The sequence below is a fragment of the Acidovorax sp. SRI_002 genome, assembly GCF_057586455.1.
This window is the reverse complement of the sequence record NZ_JBYCZW010000002.1, coordinates 569,986-588,914: the sequence shown is the minus strand read 5'-3', so window position 1 is coordinate 588,914 and position 18,929 is coordinate 569,986. Positions and strand designations below refer to the sequence as shown.

The window sequence follows — 18,929 nt, the reverse complement described above, 5'->3', positions numbered from 1 at the left end:
GCGCTGTACAGCGTGGGGCCAACTCATCCGCCACCTGCACTGCCTGCTCTGCCCGTTGGCAGGTTCTCCAGCAACCGGCTCGCCAGCAGCGCCGCCAGGTCTTGCGCCGAAGGCATGGGCACGGGCGCGGTGGACAGGGCGCCATCGATCGCCAGGCTGGCCAGCCCGTGGGCCAGGCTCCACCCCGCCAGTGCCAGCTCGTCCGCCCCCTCGGCCACATGGGCATGGGCGGCTTTGCGCAGCACCTCAAAAGACCCGTCCGCCGCCGCTTGCAACGCCGGGTGGTCGGCCTTGTGTTGCAGCAGCGGGCTGAACATCAGCCGGAACGCGGCGGGACGCGCGAGCGCAAAGGCCACGTAGGCGGTGCAATGCCCCACCAGTCTGGCGGCGGTGTCCACACCGGGGTGTGCGGCCTCCATGTCGGCCGCCAGGTCGTGAAAACCGCGCGTGGCCACGGCAGCCAGCAACGCATCCAGATTGGCGAAGTGGTGGTATGGGGCCGCATGCGACACCCCCGCCGCTTTGGCCACCGCGCGGAGGCTGAGCGTGGCCCCGGACGCCAGCAAGCCCTCGGCGGCAGACACCAGTGCGGTGCGTAAGTCGCCGTGGTGGTAAGTGGCGCGCGGAATTTCAGCTGAGTTCATGGCGGCAATCTTGACACAGTCAAGATACACCCCAACAATACCCAATCCTGACACCGCAAAGATAGCCCATGACCCGACGCCTGCTCCAAGCCACTACCGCCGTGATGGCGCTGATCCCAGTTGCCACTGGCGTGCTGACGATGATGGGCATCTACGACCCGATCTACCGCACCAGCGGCCTCCCGAGCGATGCGCTGCTCGATGGCAACCTGCGGTTTTTTGGCGGCGTGTGGCTGGCGCTGGGCCTGGCAATGGGGTCGCTGGTGCCGCGCATCGAGCGCGAGGGCCGGTTGTTTGCGGTGTTGTGGGGCGCGGTGTTTCTGGGCGGCGTGGGCCGGGCGCTGTCGATGGCCTTTCTGGGCCTGCCGCCCGCGCCATTTATCGGGTTCACGGTGCTGGAGCTGGTGGGTGCGCCGGCCTTCATCGCGTGGCAGCGGCGCGTGGCTACCAGCACTGGGGCGGCCCGGCCCATTTCGCGTGGGTAGGGCCTGAGAAACCTGCGCCTACAGCGGCTCCGCCGCCAGCAATCCGCTGTGCGCTGCGGCGTGCTGCAACCACTCACGATCTTGCGACAGCGCCAGTGCCGCATCCAGCGCCCGGGTGGGCTGCACCTGCCGGTGCGACATGAATCCAATGGGGGTGGTGAGCACCGGGCTCGTCAACGGCAGGGCCTCCAGTCCATCATGGCCGCGCACGGCGTCCACCAGCGCTCCGGGCAGGACGCTGCACACATGGCCCGCCACCACGCTGAGCGCCAGGGTCAGTACCGAATCGGTTTCCATGGCGGGCATGACCGTGGCGCCTGTAGCGCGGAAGGCACCATCCACCAAGCTACGGTTGTGCATCTCGGGGGTGAGCAGGCACAGCGGCAGCGCCGCCGCATCGGCCCAGGCCATGGGTGGGCCGATCTGCAGCCCGCGCGCTGCGCCTTTGGGCGGCCGGGGCGCACGGCGCAGCAGAAAGTAGTGCTCCACGTACTGCGGCCAAGCCCGTAGCGTGCCGCCGCGTACAGGCATGCGCTCGGTGTAGCCCAGGGCCAAGTCCAGTGCAATATTTTCGAGCCCCGCCTCCAGCGCCTGCGAACTCATCGACAGCGCCACCGGCACGATGCCCGGGTGCCGCGCCTGCAGCTGCGCGGCAAACCGCGCCAGAATGGGCATGGCCGTGGGCACCGCGCCCAGGCGCAGCGTGCCGCGCGGGTGGGCGGCGTCGCTGCTCAGGTCCTGCTGCAGCACCTGGTGTTCGTGCAGCATGCGCTGCGCCGTGGCCAGCACGCGTTCGCCCTCGGGCGTGAAGCCTTCGAAGCTGCGGCCCCGGCGCACCACGACCACGCCAAACTCCTTTTCCAGCGCGCGCAGTGCGTTGGACAGCGCGGGCTGCGTGATGTGGCAGGCCTGCGCCGCCCGGCCAAAGTGCCGGTGCTCGTGCAGCGCCACCAGGTAGCGCAGGGACGCGAGCAGGTTCATGGCACGGTGGGGCGACTCAGGAAGATCAGGTGTTCTTGCTGATCGAAATCGTCGGGAACTTGCTCGAAAAATCCTTGGCCTGCTGCGCGATCTTCACCGCCACGTCGCGCGCGACCTTCTTGTAGATCTTGGCCACGTCCCCATCCGGGTCGGCCACCACGGTGGGCTTGCCGCTGTCGGCCTGCAGGCGGATGCTCATATCGAGCGGCAGTGCGCCCAGGTAGTCCATGTTGTATTCGGCTGCCATCTTCTTGCCGCCATCGGCGCCAAAGATGTGCTCCACATGGCCGCAGTTGCTGCACACGTGCGCGGCCATGTTCTCGACGATGCCCAGAATGGGCACGCCCACCTTCTCAAACATCTTGATGCCCTTCTTGGCGTCCAGCAGGGCGATGTCCTGCGGGGTGGTCACGATCACCGCGCCGGTCATGGGCACGCGCTGGCTCAGGGTGAGCTGGATGTCGCCGGTGCCGGGGGGCATGTCGATGATGAGGTAGTCGAGGTCTTTCCAGTTGGTCTGGCGCAGCAGTTGCTCCAGCGCCTGCGTGGCCATGGGGCCGCGCCAGATCATGGCTTCGTCCTGGTCCACCAGGAAGCCGATGGACATCACCTGCACGCCGTAGTTCTCCAGCGGCTCCATGGTCTTGCCGTCGTCGCTCTCAGGGCGGCGGTTGATACCCAGCATCATGGGCTGGCTGGGGCCGTAGATGTCGGCGTCGAGCACGCCCACGCTGGCGCCCTCGGCGGCCAGGGCCAGGGCCAGGTTGGCGGCCGTTGTGCTCTTGCCCACGCCGCCCTTGCCCGAGGCCACGGCGATGATGTTCTTGACCTGGGGCAAGAGCTGCACGCCGCGCTGCACGGCATGCGCAATCACCTTGGTGGTGATGTTGACCGACACGTTCTCGACGCCCCCCACGCCCTTGGCAGCGGCCACAAGATTGCGGCGCAGTTCGGGCACCAAGCTCTTGGCGGGGTAGCCCAACTCCACATCGAAGGCCACGTCGCCGCCGCTGATCTGCACATTGCGCAGGGCGCGGGTGCTGACGAAATCCTTGCCCGTGTGGGGGTCCAGCACGCTGGAAAGTGCGGCCAAAAGGCCCTGTTCGGTGACTGCCATTCAATTAACTCCTGTGGGGCCGGTAGTCTATCCAAGCGCTGTTCCCCCGGCGCGTGAAGGACAATGCGCACGCTTTGCCCCTGGCTCCACAGCAGCCGGCACCCTGAGAAACCGAACGAAAAGGACCCCCGTGAAATTCAAGATGGCCGAGAAATCCCTGTTTGCCATGCTGCTGCGCTCGCCCTGGTGGATCAGCTTTGTGGTGGTCGGCCTCATCGTTCTGGCGGCAGGTGCGCTGCTGCCCAAGGAATATTTCGTGGTGGGTGCGCTGGCCGGTTTCCCCATCTTCGTGGTGGGCTGCATCGCCGCGTGGAAGCAGCTGCGTGCCCCCAACCCCGCCCGGGTTGCCGAGATGCTGGAGGCCGTGGCCAGCATGCCCTGGCGCAGCTTTGCCGACACCCTGGCATCGGCCTGGGCACGGGCGGGCTACTCCGTAGAGCGGATCAACGGCAACAACGCAGGCGCTGACATGCGACTGACCCAGGGTGGCAGTACCACGCTGGTCAGCGCCAAACGCTGGAAAGCGGCCACCCACGGCGTAGAGCCCCTGCGCGAGCTGCACGCGGCCATGCTTGCCAGCGAGGCCCCCGCAGGCGTCTATGTGGCTGCCCTGGGGCAGGTCAGCGACAACGCCCAGGCGTTTGCCCGGGAGCACGGCATTGTGGTGCTGCAGGGTGACGCGGTGGCACAGCTGCTGCTCAAGCAGCGCTGAAAGCCCCACCCCGCGTGCGGCGGCCCGCGCATGCGGGTTTTCCCACATGAATCGCCCCGGAGCGCCCCGCCACACTTGGGGCATCGCCCCGCCCACCCGTCCATGCCCTCCACAACCCCTACCGCAGCCTCTGGCACCGCCACTTCAACGCCCGCCACCGGCCTGCTACTCACCGGCGGCGGTGCCCGCGCCGCCTACCAGGTGGGCGTGCTCGAAGCCATTGCCGACCTGCGCCAGGCCTGTGGCGAGGGGAGCGGACCCAACCCCTTCCCCATCATCACCGGCACCTCGGCCGGGGCCATCAACGCGGCGGCGCTGGCCTGCGGGGCCGACAATTTTGACCGCGCCGTGCGCCGCATTGCGCGCGTGTGGCGGCAGTTCCACGCCAGCCAGGTGTATGGCGCCGACTCGCTCAGCGTGATGCGCAGCGGCGCGCGCTGGCTCACGCTGGTGTCGCTGGGCTGGGCGCTGGCGCGCTGGCGGCGCATGCGGCCCAAGTCGCTGCTGGACAACACCCCGCTCGAAAAACTGCTGGTCAAGATGGTGCCGCTGGTGCGCCTGCCCCGGCTGATCCGCAAAGGGCATCTCACAGCGCTTGCCGTCACAGCGTCGAGCTACAGCTCGGGCGAACACGTCACCTTTTTTGAAGCCGCCGCACCCGTCAAGCCCTGGGTGCGCTCGCAGCGCAAGGCGGCCAGCGACCGCATCACGCACGAGCATCTGCTGGCGTCCTCGGCCATTCCGTTCATCTTTCCGGCCAAGGGCATCGAGGTGGATGACCACGTCGAATATTTCGGCGACGGCTCCATGCGCCAGTCGGCGCCCATTGCTCCGGCCATTCACCTGGGGGCCGAGCGCATCCTGGTGATCGGCGCCGGCCGCATGCACGAGCCCAAGGGTGATGCCGCTGCCAACCCCACGGCCACCTACCCCACGCTGGCGCAGATTGCGGGACATGCGCTGTCCAACATCTTTCTGGATGCGCTGGCCGTGGATGTGGAGCGCGTGCAGCGCATCAACCAGACCCTGTCCCTCATCCCCGAAGAAAAACGCCTGCACAGCGCACTGCGCCCCATCGAGCTGCTGGTGATTGCGCCATCCCAGCGCCTGGATGCCGTGGCTGCGCGCCACGTGGGCGACCTGCCCACGCCCGTGCGCACCATGCTGGGCGCCCTGGGCGTCACGTCCAACATGGCCGATGTGCGCGGCGCGGCGCTGGCCAGCTACCTGCTGTTCGAATCCGGTTACACCCAGGAGCTCATGGCCCTGGGCCGGGCCGACACCCTGGCCATGCGGGCCGAGGTGTGCAAGTTCTTTGGCTGGACGGACACCGGCGCCGAGGTGAAGACAAGGCACCACGGGGAAACCGCCTGAGACGCCACCGGCCTGGACCCTACGGCTTGGGCAGCCACCCCAGGCCATGTGCGTGCAGGCTTTGCACATACAGCCGGTCCGCCGTCTCGGTGATCGCAGTGGTCTCCGGGTAGGCGCCACTCGGGTCCTGCAGGTCGGCCACCACCTTGCCATCGTCGGTGAACGCAATCACATGGCCGTAGGGCTGGGGAATGGGCCACAGCGCACGCGGCAGGCGCAGGGTCAGGCTGCGCAGCCAGGGCTTGCCCGCCATGTTGTCGATGGCCGCCCCACGCGGCTTGGCAAAGCCCAGCCACACCTTGCCGCCCTGCCCGCGCATCAGGTTGTCGGGGTAGCCGGGCAGGTTGTCGAGCAGCATGCGGGCCTGGGGGCTGGCCTGACCAATGTCGAGGTCATTCGCATCCACCGCAATCTTCCACACCCGGTATTTGCCGGTTTCGTTGACGAACAGGCTTTTCTCGTCCTGGCTCAGCGCCACGCCGTTGGCAAAGCTGATGCCCCGGGCGACCACGCGTGCGGTGCGGGTGGCGGGGTCGTATTCAATCACCCGGCCGGTGCTGGCCTGCTCCAGGATGTCGAGCACGCTGGCCTCAAACGTACCGCCCCAGTCCTTGGGGGCAAAACGGGTGGAGGCGTCGCTCAGGTACATCTTTCCGCTTTGGGCCACCACCACAGCGTCGGCATAGCGGATGGGGTCGTTGCCCACCTTGTCGGCCAGCACGGTGACCTTGCCATCGGGCGCAATGGACAGCAGGCCCTTGATGGCATCGGCCGCGATCAGGTGGCCCGCCGCATCGAAGGCGAACCCCAGCACCCGCCCGCCGGTGTTGGCAAACACCTCCTGACCCGAGCCGTCGGGGTTCATGCGCAAAATGCTGCCACTGAGCACGGTGGTGTAGAGCTTGCCGTCCTTGCCAAAGGCGATGTGCTCGGGGCCCACCTCGCCTTTGAGGTCGATGATGTTCAGCTGGGCCAGGCGCTGGTTGGGGGCATGCACGCCCTGGTAGCCGGGGGCGGCAGGCGCAGTCCAGGCCACCGGCTGAATGGGCACAGGCCACGCCGCCAGATAGGCAGCCACCACCAATATCGCGCCACCCACGCCCCACCCCACCCGTTTTGCCCATGTGCTGGCCATGTGTCGTCTCCTGTTGATTGTTGGAATGCGGGGCATTGTGGCGCCATAGGCGGCCTGCACGCACGCCCTGATTGGCACCTGCGCGACCTGGGGAGGTCACCGCAGCGCCCGCAATGGCCAGGGATACTGACGACCGCCTAAAATCGCGGGTTCCGCCTGAGAAAGCCGCTTTTCATGACGACCTCCGCCCGCAAACTCTTCGTTACCACCGCCCTGCCGTATGCCAACGGCAACTTCCACATCGGCCACATCATGGAATACATCCAGGCCGACATCTGGGTGCGGTACCAAAGGATGCAGGGCAACGCGGTCAACTTTGTGGGTGCGGACGACACCCACGGCGCGCCCATCATGATTGCGGCCGAAAAAGCGGGCAAAACGCCCCAGCAGTTCGTGGCCAACATTGCCGCAGGCCGCAAGCAGTACCTGGACGGCTTTCACATCAGCTTTGACAACTGGCACAGCACCGACGCGCCCGAGAACCACGAGCTGGCCCGCCAGATCTACCGCGACCTGCGTGACCGTGCCGATGGCAGTCTGATCGAGGTGCGCACCATCGAGCAGTTCTTCGACCCCGAGAAGAACATGTTCCTGCCCGACCGCTACATCAAGGGCGAATGCCCCAAGTGCCACGCCAAGGACCAGTACGGCGACAACTGCGAGGTATGCGGCACGGTGTACGCGCCCACCGACCTCATCAACCCCTTCTCGGCCCTGTCGGGCGCCAAGCCCGAGCTGAAGAATTCGGAGCACTTCTTCTTCAAGCTCTCGGACCCACGCTGCGTGGAGTTCCTGGAAAACTGGACGCAGGACGGCAAACTGCAGCCCGAGGTGGCCAACAAGATCAAGGAATGGTTCACCGTCCGCACCAACCCCGACGGCACTACCAGCGAAGGCCTGGGCGACTGGGACATCAGCCGCGACGCGCCCTACTTCGGCATCGAGATCCCCGACGCGCCCGGCAAATACTTCTACGTGTGGCTGGATGCCCCCGTGGGCTACCTCGCGTCACTCAAGAACCTGCTGGAAAAGCGTGGCGAAAGCTACGACGCCTACATGGCCGACCCAGCCATGGAGCAGTACCACTTCATTGGCAAGGACATCGTCACCTTCCACACGCTGTTCTGGCCCGCCATGCTGCATTTCAGCGGCCGCAAGACGCCCAACAACGTGTTCGTGCATGGCTTCCTCACGGTGAACAACGGCGAGAAGATGAGCAAGAGCCGGGGCACGGGCCTGGACCCGCTCAAGTACCTGAGCCTGAACATGAACGCCGAATGGCTGCGCTACTACCTGGCGGCCAAGCTGTCGGCGCGCAACGAAGACATCGACTTCAATGCCGAAGACTTCATGCTGCGGGTGAACAGCGACTTGATCGGCAAGTACGTGAACATTGCCAGCCGCGCGGCGGGCTTCTTGACCAAGCGCTTTGACGGCAAGCTGACCAACCAATTTGGCACCACGGGCGCAGCCCTGCTGGCCGAGGTGCGGGGCGCGGGCGACGCCATCGCGCAGATGTACGAAACGCGGGAATACAGCAAGGCCACACGCGAAATCATGCTGCTGGCCGACAAGGTCAACGCCTATGTGGACCAGAACAAGCCCTGGGACTTGGCCAAGGATGCGGCCAACAACGAGGCCCTGCACCAGGTGTGCTCGGTGCTCGTCAACGCCTTTGCCGCACTCACCCGCTACCTGGCCCCCGTACTGCCGGGGCTGGCCCAGGCGGTGCAAGGCTTTGTGGGCGTGAACATGCAGCAGTGGAACGTGGCAGGCGACGTGCAAGCCATCCAGCCCTACCAGCACCTGATGCAGCGCGTCACCCCCGAACAGCTTGAAGCACTGTTTGAAGCCCCAGCGCAAGCAGAACAAGCGCCAGCAGCTACTGAAACCGTAGCAGCCAACTCCCATCCTGGTGGCGAGGAACTCGCCCCCACTATCACCATCGACGACTTCACCAAGATCGACCTGCGCATTGCGCTGATCGTGAACTGCGAGCCGGTCGAGGGCTCCACCAAGCTGCTGCGCCTGACGCTGGACGTGGGCGAAGGCCGTACGCGCAACGTGTTCAGTGGCATTGCCAGCGCTTACAAGCCTGAAGACCTGGTGGGCAAGCACACCGTGATGGTGGCCAACCTGTCGCCGCGCAAGATGAAGTTTGGCGTGAGCGAAGGCATGGTGCTGGCCGCCAGCCATGGCGACGAAAAGGCCAACCCCGGCATCTACGTGCTCAACCCCTGGCCCGGCGCCACGCCCGGCATGCGGGTGCGGTAAGGCGTGCAACGCTCATAGACAAAGCAACCGTCAAGGATGCCGAGGGGTGCTGAGCCCCTCGCCATCCGCCGATAGAGGAAGGGGCGGCATGTTGACTGCCGCCCTGAAGCAAGCTCTCAGTAAAGGTACACCGCGCCCGCGTTGGTGCTGCTTTCGTCAGACTGATTGCCCCCAATGCCACTCGATCCACTGTCTTCGGTGGATGCCCCCACGGCCAGCGTAGTGCCGTCACCCGATATCGCCACACGGCCACCAAACCGGTCCCCAGCGCCCGTATTGGGTGCCTTCAGGTAGGCCTGTTGCGCCCAGGTGCCTGCGCTGCGGCGGAACACCAGCACAGCGCCCGCATCCGCAGCGGCGGTGTTGGCCTGGTCGCCATTGAATCCGCGCGCATTGCTGTCGTCGCGGTACGACGGCACCACCAGCGTGTTGCCATCGCTGGACATCGCCAGGTTGTTGCCAAACCGGTGGGGGGTGCGGGTGTTGGAGGCTTTCAAGTACGCCTGTGACTGCCAGACGCCACCTGCGCGAATAAACACAAACACCGCGCCAGAGTTGAGTGCAAGGGTGTTGCTGGGTGGCGGCACCACGAAGGTGCCTGTGTAGTTGTTGCTGTCTCCATCCATGCCAACCGCCAGCGTGTTGCCGTCGCCTGACAGGATGACCGATACACCGAAGCGGTCCTGCGCCTTGGGACTGGGAGCCTTCAGATAGGCCTGCTGCGACCATGCCCCCGCATTGCGCTGGAACACGTAAGCCGCACCGGCATTGGCCAGGGTGTCGTCCGCAGGATCACTCGCCAAGGCGCTGCGCTCAAAGAACGCGCCCACCGCCAGGGTGTCGCCTGCGCCAGACAGGCTGAGGTAGATGCCGAAGAAATCTCCCGCGCCTGCGTTGGAGGCCTTGAGGTAACTTTGCTGTGCCCAGCTGGTGCCCGTGCGGGCAAAGACGTAGGCAGCCCCGGACGCAGCATAGGCTCCATTGCCGTGTGTTCCAGTCAGGTCACCATCCTCGTTGTAGGCCCCCACCGCCAGGGTGTTGCCGTCGTTCGAGAGGGCTACGAATGAACCGAAAAGATCGTCGGCATCCGCGTTGTTCGCCTTGATGAAGGCCTGCTGCGACCAGGCTGCACCTGTGCGGGCATACACATAGACGGCACCTGAGTTGCTGACCAGGTTATTGGTGGTCGGCATCGTCGCAAACGTGCCCTTCTGGTCGCCGCTCTCGCCATCCGCGCCGATGGCCAGCGTGTTGCCGTCGGCCGACAGCGCCACGGCATTGCCAAAATAATCGTTGGCCTCGCCATTGGGGGCCGCAATGCGCGCCTGCTGCGACCACGTGGCGCCGCTCTTCGTGAATACGTATACCGCCCCCGTGTTGCCACCCTCTCCATACGCCCCCACGGCCAGGGTGGTGCCGTTGCTGGACAAGGCCACGCGGTTGCCAAACCGGCCTTCGACGGTGGTAGTCGATCCCTTGAAGTAGCCAATGGCACGCACCATGTCTGCCGCCATGGAGGTCGATGGGGCACTGCACCCGCCCGCGTTGCAGGCTTGCACGGTGTACGTCGCATTCACCCGAAGGTGCAGCAGCACCGGAACTGCGTAGGTCAGCCCGGTGGCCGCGGTCGACCCGATTTGCGCGGGTGCCAGCGGGCCCGCGCCGTCCGGGTCTTCGTACACCGTGTAGCGGGTTGCGCCGGGCGTCGAGGTCCACGAAAAGACCAGTGCCTTCGTCCCATAGGCAATCCCCAGGCCACCCGGCGTGGGGGGAGCCGGTGGAGGGGGGGGAGCAGGAGGCGGAGGCGATGAGACGGTGCTGCAACGCACTCTCACTTGGGTCACGGGCGCCACGACAACCCCGGTGCCAGCCTCTACTGTGCAAACCTGATTCGCAGGCTGTACATGCACCGTCACGGCGTAAGAGCTGCCATGGGTCAGCGGTGAGGCAAACCCGAAAACGCCATTGGTGGCCACCAACAGATCCGCAGCGCCGTTGAGCCGCAACGTCACCACGCCCAGCAGGCCCGTGATCGATCCACCGACGGTGTAGGTATTGGTGGTGCATGTCACCAAGATGTTGGTAACCGGGCCTGCCACCACACCCGAACCGTTTTCCACAACACAGGTCTGCCCGACGGGCTGGGTACGCACAACAATGTTGTAGGCCTGGCCCTGCAAAACGTTGGTGGCATAGCTGCCGTTCGCCGTGATGGTCAGCTCCGCCTCCGTGCCATTGGCCAGGACGAGCGTGCCCACCAGTCCCGTCACAGTGCCGCCCACAGCATGTTGCGCCACGGGCGGGGGCGGCGGGGGCGCAGCAGGGTCTTCGCCACCGCCGCAGGCCATCAAGACTCCGCTCGCAATCAGAAGAAGCAGCCTTGCCGCCCCACCAAGCCTCGCCCACAGAGCTTCAGCGCTGGCGGAATAAGTTCGGTACATCAAGGGTTCTCCGGGCATGTGAACGGGGTGGGCACTTCACCCATTCAGGAGGCGCGGGCGAGCCCGGCGCCCCTCGTGCGGGCGCAGGCGGGGTAGCACGAACTCTATGGTGGGTGGACGCGCAAACACACCCCCACCGAAGCAGGGTTGACGGGTGGAATGGAGTCGCGCAGGGGCGTTCGGCGGGAGCTCAGGCCGCTGAGGACTCGGTCACGATCGGAGACAGGCGGCCGTCGCGCTGGCGGCCCCGTCCCTTAATGCCCCACGTAGCGCCCTGGCCGGTGGCTGATCCACAAGAACCCGCTCATCACCAGCACGGCCAGCACCGAATACGCCACACGCTCGACCGGCACCACGAACAGCGCCAGCAGTACCACGGAGCCGTCGATCATCATCTGCACCTTGCCCGCCCGCATGCCATAGCGGCTTTGCAGGTACAGCGACACCACCGTGGCACCGCCCAGGCTGGAGCGGTGGCGCGCCAGAAACAAACAGCCCGTGCCCAGCAGCAGCCCGCCCAGCAGCGAGGCGAACAGCGGGTTCAGGTAGTCCACATGCATCACGTGCGGAAACAGCTCGGTCAGCAGCGACAGCAGGCCCACGCAGACAAAGGTCTTGATGGTGAACTCGTGGCCCATGCGCGTCCAGGCAAACCAGTAGAACGGCAGGTTGACCACAAAAAACAGCTTGCCGAACGAAATGCCCGTGACGTAGTGCAGCAAAAACGCCACGCCCGCGGTGCCGCCCACCAGCAGGCCCGCCTGGTTGAAAAGCATGAGCGCCATGGCCACAAACAAGGTGCCCGCGAACAGGGCCTGCGCGTCTTCGAACAGGCCGTGGCGCAGCGATGGCGGGGGGGACATTTCGGGCGTCGGCATGGCAGGAGGGTGAACGGTGTCGGGCATGGGAGCAGGTGGGGATGCAGTGCACCACAACTAGCAAGCAACGCGCCAGTGCGCAGGGGCTGCTTTCCCTTGCCAGTCTTGGCAGATTTCAGGCATTTTTGTCATCCATCGCTTATACAGCAAGCGTCAATAGCTATCAAATCAGGAGCAAATTCGGTACGACACCGACATGGAGCTGAAGCTATCGAAGTTGCGGAGGCTCTGTTTGTGGCCCTGTTGTGGCGCTATTGCAGCGCCGGTGTGACGCCATCGGGCGGTTGGGACCGCCATCGGTTGCACTTCAAGAAGCGCTCACTACACTGGTTGCCTCCATGCCGTTTTCGCCCGCCTTTCGCCCCCGCCTGATCGACGCCCTGCGCGGCTACACCAAGAGCCGCTGGCTGGCCGACGTGGGTGCGGGGGTCACGGTGGGCATTGTGGCGCTGCCGCTGGCCATGGCGTTTGCGATTGCCAGTGGCCTCAAGCCCGAGGCGGGGCTGTGGACGGCCATCATTGCGGGCTTCCTCATCTCTGCCCTGGGGGGCGCCAACACGCAGATTGGTGGGCCGGCGGGCGCGTTCATCGTGATTGTCTACGGCATTGTGGAGCGCTATGGCGTGGCCAATCTGCTGATCTCTACCGCCTGCGCGGGCGTGATTCTGGTGCTGCTGGGGTTGTTTCGCCTGGGCACGCTGGTGCGGTTTGTGCCGGTCAGCATCGTGATCGGCTTTACCAACGGCATTGCGGTGCTGATTGCGCTGTCACAGGTGAAAGACTGGCTGGGCTTGTCGATTGACCGCATGCCGGGCAATTTCTTCTCGCAGGTGAGCACGCTGGCGCAGCACATCGGCACCTTCAACCCCTATGCGTTCGGGCTGGGGCTGGCGTGTGTGGCGCTGCTGTTCCTCTGGCCACGGCTGTTCCTCAAGGGCTCGCCGGTGATCCGGCTCATGGAGGGGCACACGGTGCGCCGGTTTGCCCGCGTGCCCGCACCCGTGGTGGCGCTGGTGGTGCTGAGCCTGCTGGCCTGGGGGCTTAGGTTTCCGGTGGAGACCATCGGCTCGCGCTTTGGAGGCATTCCGCAGGCGCTGCCGGTGTTTGCGCTGCCCGATTTTTCGTGGGAGACGGTGCGGCTGCTGGTCACCCCCACACTCACCATCGCGTTGCTGGGTGCCATCGAGTCGCTGCTGTGCGCCCGCGTGGCCGACCAGCTGGCCACCGACCCGCACCACAAAAAACACGACCCCAACCAAGAGCTGATGGCCCAGGGCGCGGCCAACATGATCGTGCCGTTTTTTGGCGGCATGCCGGCCACCGGCACCATTGCGCGCACGGTGACCAACATCCGCGCGGGCGCCACGTCGCCGGTAGCGGGCATGGTGCATGCACTCACGCTGCTGGCGATCGTGCTGGTGGCTGCGCCGCTGGCGCTGCACATTCCGCTGGCGGTGCTGGCGGGCATCTTGCTGTTTGTGGCCTGGAACATGGGCGAGTGGCACGAGTTTGTGCGGCTCAAGCATTTCAGCAACCACTATCGGCTGCTGATGCTGGGCACGTTTTTCCTCACGGTGGTGTTCGACCTCACGGTGGCGGTGGAGGTGGGCCTGTTCATGGCCTGCGCGCTGTTTGTGCGGCGCATGAGCGGGTTGTTTCGCGCGGTGCGCGAGCCCGAGCCCACTCCAACACCGCCGGGCCAGCGCACTGTAGCCCGCTGGCGCCTGCACGGCGCGCTGTTTTTTGGCGCAGCCGCCAAGATCGACCCCATCGTGCAGGCGTTGGAGACCGGCCCGCCCGGCATGGATGTGGTGCTGGACGCCTGCGAGCTGGTGGCGCTGGACACGACCGGGCTGGATGCGCTGGAGCAGATCCTCAAAGCCGTGGCAGCGCGCGGTGGGCGCATGTCGGTGGTGAACCTGCACGAGCAGCCACGCTCGCTGATCGAGCGATCGGGCTTTGCCGACCGGCTGGCCGCCCAGGGCGGCGCCAGCGTGGATGTGTAGTTGTCGGCAGGGCGCGGGGCAACCGTTTACTTGCCGCCCTTGAACTCCGGCGCGTCCAGGTCGGCCCCCGTCTGCGTGCGCAGCACCACGAGGTCAGGCCCATGGACCACCGTGAACACCTTGGCCTGGTTGGGCGCCTCCAGATAGCGCCAGTCCACCCAGGTTTCTTTCTTCAGCTCGTAGGGCGTGGCCTTGGCGGGTTTGCCCAGCAGGCGGCGCACCTCATCCATGCGCATGCCAGGCACGACGCGCGCAAAGGTTTCGGGCGTGAGCACCTGGCGCAGCGCGGTCATGCGGCCGTCGGGGCCGATGGTGATCATGTAGTTGACCTGGCCTGCGGGCTGGCGGTTGTATTCGAAGGTGCGGGCGCCGCCGGGTTCGTCCCACACGTTCTCGGGGGCGCCAAAGCGGTCGCGCACATCGGCTTCGGTCGATACACCCTCCTTCAGTTCACTGATGCGTTGCGGGTCGCAGGCAGTGAGCACCAGCAGGGAAAAGGTGGCGGCCGCCAGGGCAGCGGCGCGATATATCAAGCGCATAAATTCGTCCCGGTAAAATCTTGGACCTTTGGTGCGTCACTGTGCCTGATGCGTTCCAAGAAAGAGATTCACAGTCCATGTCTATTTTCCGCCGCCCCGATTACCAATCCGACGCCACCCAGTTCATCAACCAGCTCAAGGCCAGCCGCCCCGAACTGGAAAGCCAGCAGCTGGCAGGCCGTGCCCTGCTGTGGGACAAGAAGGTGGACCGCAGCATCTGGACCGAGTACCGCGAAGGCCAGGTCGAGCAAAAGCCGTACGTCTACCAGACCAACGCAGATTAAGCATCAAAATGGCCTCTAGCGCTTATTCAATAAGCTCTAGTAGCTCATTTTTTTATAGCAAACTATGACCACAGCGAACGAAGCCAACGTGGCCGATTCGCCGGATCTGTCCGCGCTGGACGCGGCAGGCATGCCCGTGGTGGTGGATCAGGTGGCGCTGGCACGCCTGTACGGCGAGCCGCTGTTTGCGCTGCCGCAAGACCTGTACATCCCGCCCGATGCGCTCGAAGTCTTCCTGGAAGCCTTCGAAGGCCCGCTCGATTTGCTGCTGTACCTGATCCGAAAGCAGAACTTCAACATCCTTGACATCCCCATGGTGGGGGTTACCAAGCAGTATCTGGCGTATGTGGACGAGATCCGCAGCCGCAACCTGGAGCTGGCAGCCGAGTACCTGCTGATGGCGGCGATGCTCATCGAGATCAAGTCGCGCATGCTGCTGCCGCCCAAGAAGCAGGAAGGCGGCGAGGAGCCCGAAGACCCCCGCGCCGAGCTGGTGCGCCGCCTGCTCGAATACGAGCAAATGAAGATGGCGGCCATGCGCCTGTCGCACATGCCGCAGTACGGCCGCGACTTCCTGAAGGCCCAGGTCTACATCGAACAAAGCCTGCAGCCGCGCTTTCCAGACGTGCACGTGGTGGAGCTGCAGGACGCCTGGCGCGACATCCTCAAACGCGCCAAGCTTGTGCAGCACCACAAGATCACGCGCGAGGAACTCTCGGTGCGCGAATACATGAGCATGGTGCTCAAAACGCTGCAGGGCCGCCGCTTTGTGGAGTTTGAAGAACTCTTCGAGCCCGAAAAAGGCAGCACCGTGCTGGTGGTGACCTTCATCGCCCTGCTGGAGCTGGCCAAAGAGACGCTGATCGAGATCACGCAGGCCGAGGCTTTTGCCCCCATCTACGTGCGCCTCGCTTACACGCCGGTCTAGGCTGGCTCCCCTGTTCACCGCCCTGGCCGGTGGCCGTGGCGCTACCCCTTTCTTCACCCGCAAGCCATGGCATCCCACGACTTCGACGTTCTCATCGTAGGCAGCGGCCTCGCTGGCCTCTCGGCTGCCTTGCACCTGGCGCCCACCCACCGCGTGGCCGTCATCACCAAGCGCACGCTGCAAGATGGATCGAGCGGCTGGGCCCAGGGCGGCATTGCCGCCGTGCTGGCTGACGACGACAGCTTTGCAGCGCACATCGAAGACACGCTGGTGGCCGGTGCGGGCCTGTGCGACCTGGCCACCACACGCTTTGTGGTGGAGAACGCGCCCGCATCGATTGCCTGGCTGCGCGAGCTGGGTGTGCCCTTCACGCTCGAAGGCGACCAGCTGCACCTGACGCGCGAAGGCGGCCACAGCGCGCGCCGCATTGCCCATGTGACCGATGCCACCGGCGCGGCCGTGCAGCGCACACTGATCGACGTGGTGCGCGCCACCCCCGGCATCACGCTGTTTGAGCAGCACACGCTGGTGGACCTGATCACCACGCGGAAGCTGGGCCTGCCCGGCAACCGTTGCCTGGGTCTGTACGCGCTCGACAGCGACACCGACGAGGTCGTCACCTTCCGCGCACCACAAACCATCCTGGCCACGGGCGGCGCAGGCAAGGTGTACCTGTACACCACCAACCCCGACACCGCCACGGGCGACGGCATTGCCGCCGCCTGGCGCGCGGGCTGCCGCGTGGCGAACATGGAATTCATCCAGTTCCACCCCACGGGCCTGTACCACCCGCACGAAAAGTCTTTCCTCATCAGCGAGGCCGTGCGCGGCGAGGGCGGGCAACTCAAGCTGCCCCCCTCGGCCGGCGGCACCCGCTTCATGCTCGACCACGACCCGCGCGCCGAACTGGCCCCGCGCGACGTGGTGGCCCGGGCCATCGACTTCGAGATGAAAAAACACGGCCTGGACTGCGTGCACCTGGACATCTCGCACCAGAGCCCCGCGTTTCTGCAAGAGCACTTCCCCAACATCCTCGCGCACTGCGCGTCGCTGGGCATCGACATCACCAAGGAGCCCATCCCCGTGGTGCCCACGGCCCACTTCACCTGCGGCGGCGTGCTGACCGACCTGGCGGGCCGCACCGACCTGCCCGGCCTGTACGCCGTGGGCGAGGTGGCCTGCACCGGCCTGCATGGCGCCAACCGCCTGGCCAGCAACTCGCTGCTCGAATGCATGGTGTTCGCCCGCGCCGCCGCGCAGGCCATCGCAGCAGCCCCGACCACAGAACTGCCCACCGTTCCCGCCTGGGACGACAGCCGCGTGACCGATGCGGATGAATCGGTCGTCATCTCGCACAACTGGGACGAACTGCGCCGCTTCATGTGGGACTACGTGGGCATCGTGCGCACCAACAAGCGCCTGGAGCGTGCCGCCCACCGCATTGCCATGCTGCAGGGCGAGATCCAGGAGTTCTACGCCCACTTCCACATCACACGCGACCTGCTGGAGCTGCGCAACCTGGTGCAGGTGGCCGACCTGATTGTGAAAAGCGCCCAGCTGCGCCGCGAAAGCCGGGGCCTGCATTTCAGCCGCGACTACCCCGAGGTGGCAGCGCCTGCCGCCCCCACCATCCTTGTTCCGCCGGTGCCCCGATGACCTACAGCGTCAAAGAAATTTTCTACACCCTGCAAGGCGAAGGTGGCCAGGCGGGCACCCCGGCCGTGTTCTGCCGCTTTGCAGGCTGCAACCTCTGGACGGGCCGCGAGCAGGACCGCGCGCAGGCCATCTGCCAGTTCTGCGACACCGACTTTGTGGGCACGGACGGCACGCTGGGCGGCAAGTTCGAAACGGCCACGGCACTGGCGGAATTGATCGCCGCCCAATGGCCTGCGGGCGCAGGCCACCGCCTGGTGGTGCTGACCGGTGGCGAGCCGCTGCTGCAGGTGGACCGTGAACTCATCGACGCCCTGCACGCGCAGCAATTCCGCATTGCGGTCGAAAGCAACGGCACCGTGGCCGCGCCCGAAGGCATCGACTGGCTGTGCATCAGCCCCAAGGCGGGCGCGCCCTGGGTGCAGCGCAGCGGGCAAGAGTTGAAGCTTGTCTGGCCCCAGCCCGGCTTTGACCTGTTGGCGCTGGAGCAGGACACGCAGTTCACCCACCGATTCCTGCAGCCCATGGACGGCCTGCTGCAGCGCCAGAACACTGCCGCCTGCATTGATGCCTGCCTGGCCCACCCCGCATGGCGACTGAGCCTGCAAACCCACAAGCTCACCGGCATCCGGTGAGCGGCTTTCTTTTTTTGGTTCCCGTATGTTGTTCACCATCTCCCAGCGCTTCTTCTTCGACGCCGCCCACACCCTGCGCCGCGAAATCGAGGCCGAAGGCAGCCGCCGCGTGCACGGCCACACCTACCACGCCGAAGTCTTTTTGAGCGGCCCGCGCGACCCGGCCACCGGCATGGTGTTGGACCTGGGCCTGCTGCGCCAGGGCTTGGCCGTGGTGCGCGAGCAACTGGACCACCACATGCTGGACGACGTGCCCGGCCTGGGCACACCGACTCTGGAGAACCTCTGCCTCTTCATCGCCCAGGCCCTGCCTGCCAACCTGTGCCCCAGCGTGAGCCGCGTGCGCGTGTGGCGCGAGGCGTTGGGCGACAGCTGCGTTCTGGACTTTCCGCAGCCCTGATCGACCACGGCCCTGCCACCGGCAGATCCTCCCCCATTCACAGTCTTCACTGAAGGAAGCCGATGTTCCGCACCCTGCTCAAATCCAAGATCCACCGCGTGGCCGTCACCCAGTGCGAGCTGCACTACGAAGGCTCCTGCGCCATCGACGAAGACCTGCTCGATGCGGCCAACATCGCCGAGAATGAGCAGATCCACATCTGGAACATCAACAACGGCGAGCGTTTCGTCACCTACGCCATCAAGGGCCAGCGCGGCAGCGGGATGATCTCGGTGAACGGCTCGGCCGCACGCCGCGCATCCGCAGGCGACCTCATCATCATTGCGGCCTTCGCCCAGGTGCATGAAGACCAGGTGGCCATGCACCAGCCTCAGTTGGTCTTCGTGGACGAGCACAACCGCCAGACCGAGCTGCGCCACGCCGTACCCACCCAGGGCGTCTGA

18 protein-coding genes are annotated in these 18,929 nt (G+C 65.7%); 11 read left to right on the top strand and 7 right to left on the bottom strand.

All coding sequences use genetic code 11. The features are described from left to right. Window positions 1-23: 23 nt before the first annotated feature. A complete protein-coding gene (locus tag AC2YJX_RS07650; protein WP_233573462.1) occupies window positions 24-644 on the bottom strand; it encodes a TetR/AcrR family transcriptional regulator in 621 nt (206 codons plus the stop codon). Between the two features lie 68 nt (window positions 645-712). Here AC2YJX_RS07650 and AC2YJX_RS07645 point away from each other — a divergent pair, with 68 nt between their 5' ends. Then, window positions 713-1,129: a DUF4345 domain-containing protein gene (locus tag AC2YJX_RS07645; RefSeq protein ID WP_207402027.1), complete on the top strand. Its 417-nt coding sequence runs from the start codon at window positions 713-715 to the stop codon at window positions 1,127-1,129. A gap of 18 nt (window positions 1,130-1,147) precedes the next feature. Here AC2YJX_RS07645 and AC2YJX_RS07640 read toward each other — a convergent pair whose 3' ends face one another. Together AC2YJX_RS07640 and apbC are read right to left on the bottom strand one after the other, a co-directional pair. Continuing rightward, a complete protein-coding gene (locus AC2YJX_RS07640; protein ID WP_487255687.1) occupies window positions 1,148-2,110 on the bottom strand; it encodes a LysR family transcriptional regulator in 963 nt (320 codons plus the stop codon). 25 nt (window positions 2,111-2,135) lie between these two features. Then, the gene (gene apbC, locus AC2YJX_RS07635) at window positions 2,136-3,227 is read right to left on the bottom strand and encodes an iron-sulfur cluster carrier protein ApbC (protein ID WP_055402851.1); all 1,092 of its coding nucleotides are present in this window, start codon (window positions 3,225-3,227) and stop codon (window positions 2,136-2,138) included. 142 nt (window positions 3,228-3,369) lie between these two features. On the opposite strand from apbC, the gene AC2YJX_RS07630 reads away from it, so the two are divergent. After that, complete coding sequence (locus AC2YJX_RS07630; RefSeq protein WP_487255757.1) at window positions 3,370-3,939, top strand: restriction endonuclease; 570 nt, start codon at window positions 3,370-3,372, stop codon at window positions 3,937-3,939. Window positions 3,940-4,041: 102 nt separating this feature from the next. Next, window positions 4,042-5,313 carry a patatin-like phospholipase family protein gene (locus AC2YJX_RS07625; protein ID WP_487255686.1) on the top strand — a complete coding sequence of 424 codons (1,272 nt, stop codon included), beginning with the start codon at window positions 4,042-4,044 and terminating at the stop codon, window positions 5,311-5,313. A 19-nt stretch (window positions 5,314-5,332) separates the two neighbouring features. On the opposite strand, the gene AC2YJX_RS07620 is transcribed toward AC2YJX_RS07625, so the two are convergent. Continuing rightward, complete coding sequence (locus AC2YJX_RS07620; RefSeq protein ID WP_487255685.1) at window positions 5,333-6,448, bottom strand: SMP-30/gluconolactonase/LRE family protein; 1,116 nt, start codon at window positions 6,446-6,448, stop codon at window positions 5,333-5,335. Between the two features lie 174 nt (window positions 6,449-6,622). On the opposite strand from AC2YJX_RS07620, the gene metG reads away from it, so the two are divergent. Beyond that, window positions 6,623-8,722 (top strand): methionine--tRNA ligase, encoded by a 2,100-nt coding sequence (gene metG, locus AC2YJX_RS07615; protein ID WP_487255684.1) that lies wholly within the window; start codon window positions 6,623-6,625, stop codon window positions 8,720-8,722. A gap of 116 nt (window positions 8,723-8,838) precedes the next feature. Here the strand turns inward: metG and AC2YJX_RS07610 are convergent, their stop codons facing one another. Both AC2YJX_RS07610 and AC2YJX_RS07605 read right to left on the bottom strand, forming a co-directional pair. Next, the gene (locus AC2YJX_RS07610; RefSeq protein ID WP_487255683.1) at window positions 8,839-11,019 is read right to left on the bottom strand and encodes an FG-GAP repeat protein; all 2,181 of its coding nucleotides are present in this window, start codon (window positions 11,017-11,019) and stop codon (window positions 8,839-8,841) included. A gap of 398 nt (window positions 11,020-11,417) precedes the next feature. Continuing rightward, entirely contained in the window at window positions 11,418-12,068 is a 651-nt protein-coding gene (locus AC2YJX_RS07605; RefSeq protein WP_055402863.1) for a YitT family protein, read from the bottom strand. A 311-nt stretch (window positions 12,069-12,379) separates the two neighbouring features. Between AC2YJX_RS07605 and AC2YJX_RS07600 the strand changes: the two genes are divergently transcribed. Beyond that, the gene (locus tag AC2YJX_RS07600) at window positions 12,380-14,047 is read left to right on the top strand and encodes a SulP family inorganic anion transporter (protein WP_487255682.1); all 1,668 of its coding nucleotides are present in this window, start codon (window positions 12,380-12,382) and stop codon (window positions 14,045-14,047) included. Between the two features lie 26 nt (window positions 14,048-14,073). Here the strand turns inward: AC2YJX_RS07600 and AC2YJX_RS07595 are convergent, their stop codons facing one another. Beyond that, entirely contained in the window at window positions 14,074-14,586 is a 513-nt protein-coding gene (locus tag AC2YJX_RS07595; RefSeq protein ID WP_487255681.1) for an outer membrane protein assembly factor BamE, read from the bottom strand. 77 nt (window positions 14,587-14,663) lie between these two features. Here AC2YJX_RS07595 and AC2YJX_RS07590 point away from each other — a divergent pair, with 77 nt between their 5' ends. The 6 genes from AC2YJX_RS07590 to panD all read left to right on the top strand — a co-directional run bounded on the left by AC2YJX_RS07590 (window position 14,664) and on the right by panD (window position 18,929). Continuing rightward, window positions 14,664-14,870 carry a DUF3460 family protein gene (locus tag AC2YJX_RS07590; RefSeq protein WP_055402867.1) on the top strand — a complete coding sequence of 69 codons (207 nt, stop codon included), beginning with the start codon at window positions 14,664-14,666 and terminating at the stop codon, window positions 14,868-14,870. A 64-nt stretch (window positions 14,871-14,934) separates the two neighbouring features. Next, window positions 14,935-15,798: a segregation and condensation protein A gene (locus tag AC2YJX_RS07585; RefSeq protein WP_370641480.1), complete on the top strand. Its 864-nt coding sequence runs from the start codon at window positions 14,935-14,937 to the stop codon at window positions 15,796-15,798. A 66-nt stretch (window positions 15,799-15,864) separates the two neighbouring features. Next, the gene (gene nadB, locus AC2YJX_RS07580; RefSeq protein ID WP_487255680.1) at window positions 15,865-17,454 is read left to right on the top strand and encodes an L-aspartate oxidase; all 1,590 of its coding nucleotides are present in this window, start codon (window positions 15,865-15,867) and stop codon (window positions 17,452-17,454) included. Then, the gene (gene queE, locus AC2YJX_RS07575; protein WP_094291292.1) at window positions 17,451-18,086 is read left to right on the top strand and encodes a 7-carboxy-7-deazaguanine synthase; all 636 of its coding nucleotides are present in this window, start codon (window positions 17,451-17,453) and stop codon (window positions 18,084-18,086) included. Before nadB ends, queE begins: the two co-directional genes overlap by 4 nt. A 25-nt stretch (window positions 18,087-18,111) precedes the next feature. Further along, the gene (locus AC2YJX_RS07570; protein WP_487255679.1) at window positions 18,112-18,486 is read left to right on the top strand and encodes a 6-carboxytetrahydropterin synthase; all 375 of its coding nucleotides are present in this window, start codon (window positions 18,112-18,114) and stop codon (window positions 18,484-18,486) included. A 62-nt stretch (window positions 18,487-18,548) separates the two neighbouring features. Continuing rightward, window positions 18,549-18,929 carry an aspartate 1-decarboxylase gene (panD, locus tag AC2YJX_RS07565; RefSeq protein WP_487255678.1) on the top strand — a complete coding sequence of 127 codons (381 nt, stop codon included), beginning with the start codon at window positions 18,549-18,551 and terminating at the stop codon, window positions 18,927-18,929.